General features: G+C 64.0%; 11 protein-coding genes and 1 pseudogene. 6 read left to right on the forward strand and 6 right to left on the reverse strand.

Going from position 1 to position 11,603, the window contains the following annotated elements:
- From QZ609_RS19195 to QZ609_RS19220, 6 genes and pseudogenes are all read right to left on the reverse strand, one after another.
- Window positions 1-72: pseudogene (locus tag QZ609_RS19195) on the reverse strand (ABC transporter ATP-binding protein); the annotation flags it as partial.
- Window positions 72-872: an ABC transporter ATP-binding protein gene (locus tag QZ609_RS19200; RefSeq protein ID WP_295498134.1), complete on the reverse strand. Its 801-nt coding sequence runs from the start codon at window positions 870-872 to the stop codon at window positions 72-74. The gene QZ609_RS19200 and the pseudogene QZ609_RS19195, both read right to left, overlap by 1 nt.
- Window positions 869-2,191, reverse strand: coding sequence for a branched-chain amino acid ABC transporter permease (locus QZ609_RS19205; protein ID WP_295498136.1), 1,323 nt, complete (start codon window positions 2,189-2,191; stop codon window positions 869-871). The genes QZ609_RS19200 and QZ609_RS19205 overlap by 4 nt, the downstream gene beginning before the upstream one ends.
- Before the next feature lie 6 nt (window positions 2,192-2,197).
- Window positions 2,198-3,145, reverse strand: a complete 948-nt coding sequence (locus QZ609_RS19210) for a branched-chain amino acid ABC transporter permease (protein WP_295498139.1) — start codon at window positions 3,143-3,145, stop codon at window positions 2,198-2,200.
- 219 nt (window positions 3,146-3,364) lie between these two features.
- Window positions 3,365-4,618, reverse strand: a complete 1,254-nt coding sequence (locus QZ609_RS19215; RefSeq protein ID WP_295498142.1) for a branched-chain amino acid ABC transporter substrate-binding protein — start codon at window positions 4,616-4,618, stop codon at window positions 3,365-3,367.
- A 216-nt stretch (window positions 4,619-4,834) separates the two neighbouring features.
- Window positions 4,835-6,463, reverse strand: a complete 1,629-nt coding sequence (locus QZ609_RS19220; RefSeq protein WP_295498145.1) for a 3-(methylthio)propionyl-CoA ligase — start codon at window positions 6,461-6,463, stop codon at window positions 4,835-4,837.
- Window positions 6,464-6,797: 334 nt separating this feature from the next.
- Here QZ609_RS19220 and QZ609_RS19225 point away from each other — a divergent pair, with 334 nt between their 5' ends.
- The 6 genes from QZ609_RS19225 to QZ609_RS19250 form a co-directional block, all read left to right on the forward strand.
- Window positions 6,798-8,375: a protein adenylyltransferase SelO gene (locus QZ609_RS19225; protein ID WP_295498148.1), complete on the forward strand. Its 1,578-nt coding sequence runs from the start codon at window positions 6,798-6,800 to the stop codon at window positions 8,373-8,375.
- A gap of 113 nt (window positions 8,376-8,488) precedes the next feature.
- On the forward strand, window positions 8,489-8,875 hold the full coding sequence (msrB, locus tag QZ609_RS19230) for a peptide-methionine (R)-S-oxide reductase MsrB (protein ID WP_295498151.1): 387 nt from the start codon (window positions 8,489-8,491) through the stop codon (window positions 8,873-8,875).
- A gap of 37 nt (window positions 8,876-8,912) precedes the next feature.
- Window positions 8,913-9,521, forward strand: coding sequence for a septation protein A (locus QZ609_RS19235; RefSeq protein ID WP_295498154.1), 609 nt, complete (start codon window positions 8,913-8,915; stop codon window positions 9,519-9,521).
- The gene (locus QZ609_RS19240) at window positions 9,521-9,793 is read left to right on the forward strand and encodes a BolA family transcriptional regulator (protein ID WP_295498157.1); all 273 of its coding nucleotides are present in this window, start codon (window positions 9,521-9,523) and stop codon (window positions 9,791-9,793) included. Before QZ609_RS19235 ends, QZ609_RS19240 begins: the two co-directional genes overlap by 1 nt.
- Window positions 9,794-9,817: 24 nt before the next feature.
- Complete coding sequence (locus tag QZ609_RS19245; protein ID WP_295498160.1) at window positions 9,818-10,615, forward strand: peptidylprolyl isomerase; 798 nt, start codon at window positions 9,818-9,820, stop codon at window positions 10,613-10,615.
- Between the two features lie 357 nt (window positions 10,616-10,972).
- The coding region (locus QZ609_RS19250) for an ABC transporter substrate-binding protein (RefSeq protein WP_295498164.1) at window positions 10,973-11,603 on the forward strand (631 nt) is incomplete at its 3' end.

Genomic DNA, 11,603 nt, shown 5'->3' on the forward strand with positions numbered 1-11,603 from the left:
GTGCAGGATGTGGCTCTTGCCGTAGTACGCGTGCAGGTCGCGCACCTCCAACATCGGAGTATTCGTTGCCATCAATGCGCTCCTGCAGATTCGGTTTCATTCACGTCCAGCGTGGTGCCGAGGTAGGCTTCCTTCACGCGCCGGTTGTTGCGAATGGCTTCGGGTGTGTCGGTGGCGATCACTTCGCCATAGACGAGTACCGAGATGCGGTCGGCGAGGCCAAACACCACGCTCATGTCGTGCTCAACCATCACCAGCGTCTTGCCCACAGTGACCTTGCGGATAAGCTCGACCGCATGGTCGGATTCGGAGCGGCTCATGCCGGCCGTGGGTTCATCCAGCAGAATCACGTCGGCACCGCCCGCGATGGTGATGCCGATTTCCAGCGCCCGTTGCTCGGCGTACGTCAGCAGGCCTGCGGCGGCGTCACGCCGATGTGTCATGCCGATCTGCTCGAGCACTTCTTCCGCGCGCTCGCGTGCGTCGCGCAGTTCGGCCAGCTTGTGCCAGAACGAATACTTGTAGCCAAGCGACCAGAGCACCGCGCAGCGCAGGTTCTCGAACACCGACAAGCGATGAAAGATGTTGGTGATCTGGAAGCTGCGCGACAGGCCCTTGCGGTTGATCTCGAAGGGCGCCAGGCCGCTGATCTCTTCGCCGTTCAGGCGCACGCTGCCCGAGCTGGCCGGGAAGCGGCCCGAGATCAGGTTGAACGTGGTCGATTTGCCGGCGCCGTTCGGGCCGATGAGCGCATGGCGCTCGCCCTTGCCGATGGTGAGGTTGACCCCTCGAATGATTTCGGTCGCGCCAAAGCGCTTGCGAACGTCGCGCAACTCGAGCGCGGCGGTCGGCCCGGATGTCAGTTGGCTCATGGTTGCGGCTCCTGCAATGCGTTGTCCCAAGCGGCGCGCAGCTTGCCCGCTGCAGCACGCAGGCCGAAGGCGCCCACCAGCCACAGCGCGGCGGTGACAATCCATGGCTTGAGGGTATTCGGTTCGACAGACAGGCCGAACAGCGTGGCCACGCCACCCGAGGCGTCGTCCTGCACGGCGTAGATCATTTCCACGGTGGAAATCAACGCGACCAGCAGGATGACCGCCGGCACAATCGCCAAACCGTAAGCTGGCAGGAGCGTCTTCAGCTTGCCGCGTCGCAGGATCGGCAGATGTATGACCAAGAGGCTGGCGATGCCACCCGGCGCGTACATGACCATCAGCACAAAGAACAACCCCAGGTACAGCAGCCACGCCTTGGTGATGCCCGACAGCGCCACGGTGAAGAACACCGTGAGCACCGCGCCGATGATCGGCCCGAAGAAGCTGCCCATGCCGCCAATGAACGCCGCCAGCAGCACGGAGCCCGAGCGCACTGCCGACACGTTCTCGGCCGTCACGATCTCAAAGTTGATGCACGACAGCGCGCCGGCAATGCCAGCGAAGAACGCCGACAGAATTACTACCAGGAAGCGCACGCGCTGCGTGTTGTAGCCGATGAACTCCACGCGCTCAGGGTTGTCGCGCACCGCGTTGGCGATGCGGCCCAGCGGCGTCTGCGTCCAGGCGTACATCAGCGCCATTGAAATCAGGCACCACGCGGCGATCAGGTAATACACCTGGCGTGCCGGGCCGAAGGTGATGCCGGCCAGGGCATCGCCGATGCTGCGGTTCGTGGAGACACCGCCCTCGCCGCCAAAGAAGTCCGGAAACATCAACGCGCTGGCAAACACCATCTCGCCGATACCCAGCGTGATCATGGCGAACGTCGTGCCGGACTTCTTGGTGGTGACGTAGCCGAAGATCACGCCGAATAGCGCACCGCCCAGGCCGCCGGCAATCGGCAACAGCGCAACGGCGAGCGGCCCGCCGATGCCCAGCGCCTGCACGGCGCCGATCTTGTTGAGCAGGTGCACCGCCATGAAGGCGCCCAGGCCGGCATACACCGCGTGGCCGAACGACAGCATGCCGGACTGCCCCAGCAGCATGTTGTACGACAGCGCGAAGATGATCATGATGCCCATCTGCGAGAGCAGCGTGATGGCAAAGCCCTGCGGCCAAATGAGCGGCAGCACGATCATCACCAGCGCGGTGATGCTCCAGATCAGCCAGCGTGCGAGGTTGACCGGCTTGAACTTCATCGTTCGCGCGCGATCGTTGGCTGGCAACGCTTGTTGTTGCGACATGACTCGTTCCATTTGCGCTTAGCCCTCCCGCGTACCCATCAGCCCGCGCGGGCGGAAGATCAGCATCAGCACCAGCAGCAGGTACGGCAGCACCGGCGCCACCTGCGCGATGGTCAGATTCCACAGCGAGCTGAGCGGCACGTCCGGATTGAGCGTGATGCCCAGGTTGCCCAGCAGGCTCGTCACCGAAATATCGAGCGTGACGGCAAAGGTCTGGATGCAGCCGATCAGCAGCGACGCAATGAAGGCCCCCACCAGCGATCCCATCCCGCCCACCACCGCCACCACGAAGACGATCGACCCAACCGCCGCCGCCATCGACGGCTCGGTCACGAAGGCATTGCCGCCGATCACCCCCGCCAGCCCCGCCAGCGCGCAGCCGCCACCGAACACCAACATGAATACGCGCGGCACATTGTGGCCAAGCGCTTCCACCATGTCCGGGTGCGTGAGTGCCGCCTGGATGACCAGCCCGATGCGCGTGCGCGTGAGCAGCAGGAAGATGCTCACCAGCATCAGCAGCGACACCAGCATCATGAAGGCCCGGTACTTCGGGAACGACGACGTGAACAGCGTGAACAGCGGACCATCCAGCGCGTCCGGCACGCGGTACGGCACAGCGGGCAAGCCCCACACCAGCTTCACGCCTTCTTCAATGAGATAGGCCAGACCGAAGGTGAACAGCAGCTCGGCCACGTGCCCATAGCGGTGCACCGTGCGCAGCCCGAAACGCTCGACCAGTGCGCCCAGCGCGCCCACCAGCAGCGGCGCCACGATCAGCGCGGACCAGAAGCCCAGGTACCCGCTGACCACGTAGGCAAAGTACGCGCCCAGCATGTAGAAGCTGGCATGCGCGAAGTTGAGGACGCCCATCATGCTGAAGATCAGCGTCAGGCCTGAAGACAACATGAACAGCAGCAGCCCGTAGCTGACGCCGTTCAAGAGATTGATGACTAGGAATTCCACGCTACAGCCCTCTCGGCAAGGCATGGGCCGGGCACGCCGGTCCACACCTCACTCCGTTTAAAACATCGCCGCACGATAGCATCGGGCGGCCCTTCGGCCCACTCTTCGAAACGCGATCAAGGCGAAGCGAAGCGGTTCTGGTGGTTCGGCGCTGCCGCAGACAGTACAGGTAGTACGGCAAGGCAGCGCCGGACCGCCAGAATCGGCTTGATCGCGTTTCTAGGGGCGCTTCATCTGGCAGGAGGTCGGCTGCGACGCGACGTACTGGTCGAGCACCGCGTCGGTCTTCCAGCCGTAGCCGGTGTTTTCCTGGTCGTACTTGACGGCCTTGCCGTCGGTCTTCTTCCAGGTGGCGATGTAGAGCGGCTGCTGGCCCTGATGGTCGGACGCGCGCATTTCGAACGCGCCGTTCAGGCTGTCGACCTTCATGCCCTCGAAGGCCTTGGCGACCTTGGCCGGCTCGGCCGATTTGGTCTGCTTGATGGCCTTGGCGAGCAGGGAGATACCTGTGTACGACGCCATCAGGTAGAAGTCGTCGTTGTACTTCTTCTTGAAGCCTTCGACGATGTCCCCGCCGACGAACTTGTCGTTGTTGACGTTCCAGTAGCCGACGAACTTGACGTGGTCGGCACCGGCCGCGCCCATGGCGGTCGGCACGCCCGTGGTGGCGCCGTAGTACGTGTAGAAGTTGGCGTTCAGGCCCGCGTCCTTGCCGGCCTTGATCAGCAGGGCCAGGTCACTGCCCCAGTTGCCGGTGATGATGGTGTCGGCGCCAGACGACTTGATCTTCGACACGTACGGCGAAAAGTCCTTCACCTGCGCCAGCGGGTGCAGGTCTTCGCCGACGATCTGGATGTCCGGGCGCTTGCGCTTGAGGTATTCCTTGGCCGCGCGGGCCACCTGATGGCCGAACGAATAGTTCTGATTGATCAGGTAGACCTTCTTGACGCTCGGATCCTTGGCCAGGTAGCTGGTCAGGGCCTCCATCTTCATGTCGGAGTTCGCGTCCAGACGGAAGTGCCAGTAGTTGCACTTGCCGTTGGTCATGTCCGGGTCCACCGCCGCGTAGTTCAGGTAGACGATTTCCTTGCCCGGATTGCGCTCGTTGTACTTGGCCACCGCGTCTTCCAGCGCCATGCCGACGCTCGAGCCGTTGCCCTGCACGATGTAGTGGATGCCCTGGTCGGCCACCTGCTTGAGCACGGTCAGGCTTTCCTGCGGCGAGAGCTTGTTGTCGAAGCCCACCACCTCGAACTTGGTGCCGTCGCCGGCCCAGTTCTTCTGCGTGGCCATGTCGGCGATGTATTGCCAGCTGCGCAGCTGGTTCTGGCCCAGCGCGCCCATCAGGCCGGAGAGCGGATCGATCCAGGCGATCTTGACGGTTTCAGCGGCGAATGCGGCGGCGGGCGCCAGCGCCCCACCGATTGCCGCGACACTTGCAACAGCCACAACCAACGGACGGAACTTCGTCATGCGTGTCTCCTTCATGTGGTGGAGTCGCCGGCGAGTCACTCTCCCGCGTGCCACTAGCGGGCACGTCGGCTGTTGGCGTCTCCAGGTTGCAACGCGCCCGGGGCTTCATTCCGCCGTCTCCCTTAGACGGCGGTTGGCCCTGATCCGGTTGTCTTCCGTCCGCCGTCCTCGTGCCTGGCTTTTGCCGGTGCACGGGCGGCGGTTTCTGTTTTGTCTCTAGGCTTGCACGGCCGGGAATTGGTAATCCCGGAACTGCTCGCGCAGCTTGAGCTTCTGCATCTTGCCGGTGGCCGTGAGCGGAATCTCAGTGACGAACACGACGTCATCCGGAATCCACCACTTGGCGACCTTGCCCTCGAAGAACTTGAGCATCTCTTCACGCGACAGTTCTGCACCCTGCTTCTTCATCACCACCAGCAGCGGGCGCTCGTCCCACTTCGGATGGTGGCAGGCGATGCACGCTGCCATATGCACGGCGGGGTGCGCGGCGGCCACGTTCTCCACGTCAATGGACGAGATCCACTCACCGCCGGACTTGATCACGTCCTTGCTGCGGTCGGTGATCTGCATATAGCCGTCGGCGTCGATATTGGCCACGTCGCCGGTCGGGAACCAGCCGTCGACCAGGGGCGAGTAATCGCCGCGGTAATAGCTGCCGATGACCCACGGCCCGCGCACGTAGAGGTCGCCAAAGGCCTTGCCGTCCCACGGCAGCTCATGGCCCTCGGCATCGACGATCTTCATCTCCACACCATAGATGGCGCGGCCCTGGCGCTCCAGCACGTGCTGCTTCGCGTCTTCCGGTAGGTCGTTGTGCTTGCCCAGCAGCTTGCAGGTGGTGCCCAGCGGCGACATCTCCGTCATGCCCCAGGCGTGGATCACCTCCACGTCCATCGACTTGAGCGTGCGGATCATGGCCGGCGGACAGGCCGAGCCGCCGATCACCGTGCGGCGGAAGGTCGAGAATTTGAGGTTGTTGGCCTGCACGTGCTGCAGCAGGCCCAGCCATACCGTCGGCACGCCGGCGGAGAAGGTTACCTTCTCCTGCTCGAACAGCTCATACAGCGAGGCACCGTCCAGCTTCGGCCCCGGAAACACCATCTTGGCACCCACCAGCGCCACGGAATACGGCGTGCCCCAGGCGTTGACGTGGAACATCGGCACCACCGGCAGGATCACGTCCTGCGCCGACACGCCCAGCGCATCCGGCAGCGCCGAGGCATACGAATGCAGCACGGTGGAGCGATGCGAATACAGCGCCCCCTTCGGGTTGCCGGTCGTGCCCGACGTGTAGCACAGGCTGGAGGCGGTGTTCTCGTCGAACTGCGGCCAGGTGTACTCGCTGCTCTGCGCGTCCAGCAGCTCTTCATAACAGAGCATCGGCACGCTGGAGGCGGGCATGTGCGCGCGGTCGGTCATCGCCACCCAGCCCTTCACGTTCGGGCAATGCGCCGCGATGCCCTCGATCAACGGCACGAAGGTCAGGTCGAAGAAGACGTACTGGTCGTCAGCGTGGTTGACGATGTAGGCGATCTGGTCCGGAAACAGGCGCGGGTTGATGGTGTGGCACACCGAACCCGAGCCGGACACGCCGTAATAGATCTCGAGGTGGCGATAACCGTTCCAAGCCAGCGTGCCGACGCGGTCGCCCGGCTGCACGCCCAGCGCGGCCAGCGCATTCGCCAGTTGCTTGGAGCGGTCTCGCACTTGCCGGTACGTGGTGCGATGGATATCGCCCTCGACACGGCGCGACACAATTTCAGTCGAACCGGAATTCCGCGCTGCATGTTCGATGATGGTCGAGATGAGCAGCGGTGCGCTCATCATTTGTCCCATCAGGGCCATGGTGTCTCCTCGCAAAAACTGAACAACCGTTCTATTTTTTGGCCGATTGTTCCCGCGATTGCGGATGACGTCAACGGGATTCTGTTGTGCGTCGCCACATCGGCCCCCTTTGTTGCCAGAACTCCGGAAAAACCCTGCGAACCGTTGCGGTGCAAGGGTTCGCCGCCTGCAGCTTTCCCTACTCGCAAGTACAATACGCGATAGCGTTGTTGCGTCTCAACATGGCGTTTTCCCCTACGCAGACGCGTTTTTGCTGCAACGCAGAGCCCACCGTTTATGACGATCCGGCACTGTTTTTGCGCGGTTTTCTGTGCTAATCGATCGCCCTTCCGACATGTCTTCCGCCCCCGCCGCCTTGCCTGACGATTCTCTTTCCAGCCCCTTCGACTGGCCGGGCCGCCCCGCCGCCGTAGCGGGTTTTGCCAATCTCGGCGAGCGCTTCCTGACGCGCCTGCCGCCGATGCCGATGACGGCGGCGCCGTATCTGGTGGGTTTTTCGCCCGAAGCCGCCGCGCCGCTGGGCCTCCCACGCGCTGAACTCGAATCCCCAGCCGGGCTGGATGTCTTCGTGGGCAACGCCATTGCCGCGTGGAGCGACCCGCTCGCCACCGTCTATTCCGGCCACCAGTTCGGCGTGTGGGCCGGGCAGCTGGGCGACGGCCGCGCCCTCCTCCTTGCCGAGCTGCAAACCGCCGACGGCCCGTGCGAAATCCAGCTCAAGGGCGCCGGCCTCACCCCGTATTCGCGCATGGCCGACGGCCGCGCCGTGCTGCGCTCGTCCATCCGCGAATTCCTGTGCTCGGAAGCCATGGCCGGTCTCGGCATTCCGACCACGCGCGCGCTGTGCGTGATCGGCACCGACGCCCCGGTACGCCGCGAAGCAATCGAGACCGCTGCCGTGGTCACACGGCTGGCGCCCTCGTTCGTGCGCTTCGGCCATTTCGAGCACTTCGCCGCCAACGAAAAGCTGCCCGAGCTGCGCGCGCTGGCCGACTACGTCATCGACCGCTTCTACGCAGACTGCCGCACCGCACCACAGCCCTACCTGGCCCTGCTGCGTGAAGTCGCCCGCCGCACCGCCGAGCTGATGGCCCAGTGGCAGGCCGTCGGCTTCTGTCACGGCGTGATGAACACCGACAACATGTCGATCCTGGGCCTCACGCTCGACTACGGCCCGTTCGGCTTCCTCGACGGCTTCGACGCCAACCACATCTGCAACCATTCGGACACCGGCGGCCGCTACGCCTACGCCCAGCAACCGCAGATCGGCTACTGGAACCTGTTCTGCCTGGCACAGGCCCTGCTGCCGCTGTTCGGCGCTGACCCCAACACCCTTGTCGACCTGAGCGACGAAGCCCAGGCCCAGCCCGCCATCGACGCCGCGCAGGAAACCCTGCTGGTCTACCGCGACACTTACGGCGCCGCCTTCTACGCGCGCTACCGCGCCAAACTCGGCCTCTCGACCGAGCAGCCCGGCGACGAAGCCCTCTTCGGCGACCTGTTCAAGCTGCTGCACACCCAGCGCACCGACTACACGCTGTTCTTCCGCCACCTCGCCGACGTGCGCCGCGACGACACCCCGACCGCGGCAGAAGCGCGCACCGTGCGCGACTTCTTCTTCGATCGCGCCGCCGCCGATGTATGGCTGGCGGCCTATCGCCAGCGCCTGCAGGCCGAGCCGCAGTCGGACGACGCCCGTGCCGCTGCCATGCAGCGCGTCAACCCGAAATACGTGCTGCGCAACCACCTGGCTGAAGTCGCCATCCGCCACGCCAAGCAGAAGGATTTCTCCGAAGTGGAGAACCTGCGCGCCGTGCTGGCCCGCCCGTTCGATGACCATCCCGGCTTCGAGCATTACGCGCAACCGGCGCCGGAATGGGCGTCGTCGCTGGAGGTGAGCTGCTCGTCGTGATGTCTGACGGGTTCCTCTAACCGGAACCTGTCAGGATCGCCGCCGCAGCGCGACAAAACCACATCGGCCGCCCACGAAGCGCGCCGACGCAACCGACAAGGAGTCTTCCCATCATGACCGTGCACAAGACCGACGCCGAATGGCGCGACCAGCTCTCCGACACCGAATACCGCGTCACCCGCGAGGCCGCCACCGAGCGCCCCTTCACCGGCGAGTACTGGGACCACTGGGAGCGCGGCGTCTACAACTGCGTGTGCTGTGGCACGCCGCTGTTCGAATCGTCGACCAAGTTCGATGCCGGCTGCGGCTGGCCGAGCTACTTCCAGCCCATCAACGGCGAGGTGATCGCCGAGAAAACCGACCGCTCGCACGGCATGCTGCGCATCGAGGTGCAGTGCAAAAACTGCGGCGCGCACCTGGGCCACGTGTTCGAAGATGGCCCCGCCCCGACCGGCCTGCGGTATTGCATCAACTCGGCTGCGCTAAAATTCGGCGATTGATTCCCTGCAACCCGCCTTACCGCACCCGCGCCCCTGCATGAAATTCCTGTTCGATCTGTTCCCGGTCATCCTGTTCTTTGCCACGTTCAAGGTGGCCGGCATTTTCCTGGGGACATCGCACCCGGCCCCGGGGCAAGCGGGAGACCCGATCTACATTGCGACCACCGTTGCGATGGTGGCGACCGTCCTGCAGATCGCATGGGTGTGGTTCAAGCACCGCAAAGTGGATGCGATGCAGTGGCTTTCGCTGCTCATCATCCTCGTGTTCGGCGGCGCGACGCTGTTCTTCCACAACGACACCTTCATCAAATGGAAGCCGACGGTGCTGTACTGGCTGTTCGGCGTCGTACTGCTGGGCAGCGCGCTGGTGATCCGCAAGAACCTCATCCGCGCCATGATGGAGCAGCAGGTCTCGCTGCCCGAGCCGATGTGGGGTCGCCTGAACCTGGTCTGGGCGATCTTCTTCCTGGCAATGGGCGGTCTGAACCTGTACGTGGCGTACCACTTCGACACCGACGTCTGGGTCAACTTCAAGCTGTTCGGCTCGATGGGCCTGATGGTGGTGTTTATCTTCGCGCAGAGCATCTGGCTGGCCCGCCACATGCAGGAACGCCCCGCCAGCGCGAACACGCCGGAAGACCACTGATGGCCGCTGATCCGCGCGAAATCGAACGCCTGCTGCGCGAGGCCTTCCAGCCCGTCCACCTCGTCGTCGAAGACGACAGCGCCAAGCACGCCGGCCACGCCGGTGCAGCCTCGGGCGGCGGGCATTACAACGTCGACATCGTCAGCGCCGCCTTTGCCGGCAAGAGCCGCGTGGCGCGCCATCGCATGGTGTATGATGCGCTGCGCACGCTGTGGCCCGCCGCCATTCATGCCCTGGCGATCCGCGCGGTCACACCTGACGAACATCTCTAGATCGTTTCTCCCTCGAACGCTTCCATGAAAGTTTCCAGCCTTACCGCCAGCCTGCTGGCTGCTGCCCTTGTTGCGACCGTTGCTCCCGCCATGGCGCAGAACGCCGCCGTGGTCAACGGCAAAGCCATCCCGAGCGCCAAGGTGGACGCGCTGATCAAGAAGTCGGGCCAGCCCGAATCGCCGGAGCTGCGCAACCGCGCCCGCGACATGCTGATCGACCGCGAACTGATCGAACAGGACGCCGCCAAGCGTGGCCTGCTCGAGCATGACGACGTGCAGGAACAACTGGCCCAGGCGCGCCTGAACGTGCTGGTGGGCGCCGAGTTCGAGGACTACGTCAAGAACAGCCCCGCCACTGAAGACGAACTGCACAAGCAGTACGACAAGATCAAGGCGCAGTTCGGCAACGGCAAGGAATACCACGCCCACCACATCCTGGTGGACAAGGAAGCCGACGCCAAGGCGATCATCGCCAAGCTGAAGGCCGGCGGCAACTTTGAAGCCATCGCCAAGGCGCAATCGAAGGACAAGGGATCGGGCGCCAACGGCGGCGATCTGGACTGGGCCAACCCAGGCACCTACGTGCCGGAGTTCTCGGCCGCGCTCACCGGCCTGAAGAAGGGCGAGACCACCCAGACGCCGGTCAAGACGCAATTCGGCTGGCACGTGATCCGCCTGGACGACACGCGCGATGCGAAGATCCCGGCATTCGAAGACGTCAAGCCGCAGTTGCTCGAGATGATGATGGGCGACCAGAACTGGCAGCGCGCCAAGTTCCAGGCGATGCTGAAGGATCTGCGCGAAAAGGCGAAGATCCAGTAAGCAGCGCCCCATTGGGGCAGCAAAGAAAAGGGGCCATGTGCCCCTTTTTGATTTTGGTGCGCCGGTTCTGTCGCGTGCAACCGGAATCCCTTGCCGAGACAAGCAAGGCACCCAACGCCCCTTTTGAAGTGTTTGCTGAAAAGCGTCGAGATTTGTCTCATAATGTGCGCCCACATGCGCCGACATCGCACTGCTTCGGTGCATCCAAGAACGACTGAAAACGAACCACGCCGGCCTGGGCACATCCCGCCCACGGCCAGAGCGAAACCACCCAAAAGGAAACAGGAGATCCTTATGTCCAGCCCATTTACGTCCATTCGGCACGCCTTCCGCCTCGCAGCGCTTGCCGCCATCCCGATGGCACTGCTGCAAGCCACCCCGGCACTGGCCCAGGCCACCAAGTCGGTCGAGGTGCTGGCCATCGTCGAACATCCGGCACTCGATGCCATCCGCGACGGTGCCAAGGAAGAACTCAAGGCCCAGGGCTTCGACGCCGGCAAGAACCTGAAGTGGGAATACCAGAGCGCGCAGGGCAGCCCCGCCACCGCCGCGCAGATCGCCCGCAAGTTCATCGGCGACAAGCCGGATGCCATCGTCGCCATCGCCACGCCGTCGGCGCAGGCCGTGGTGGCTGCCACCAAGAGCATCCCGGTGGTCTACTCCGGCGTGACCGACCCGGTGGCCGCGCAACTGGTCAAGAACTGGGAGCCGTCGGGCTCCAACGTGACCGGCGTGTCCGACAAGCTGCCGCTGGACAAGCAGATCGCCCTGATCAAGCGCGTGGTGCCGAATGCCAAGCGCGTCGGCATGGTCTACAACCCGGGCGAGGCCAACTCGGTCGTGGTCGTCAACGAGCTGAAGAAGCTGCTGCCCGCCGCCGGCCTGACGCTGGTCGAATCGGCTGCACCGCGCACCGTGGACATCGGCCCGGCTGCCAAGAACCTGATCGGCAAGGTCGACGTGATCTACACGAACACCGACAACAACG

The organism is uncultured Ralstonia sp., from assembly GCA_913056305.1.
GTDB lineage: Bacteria > Pseudomonadota > Gammaproteobacteria > Burkholderiales > Burkholderiaceae > Ralstonia.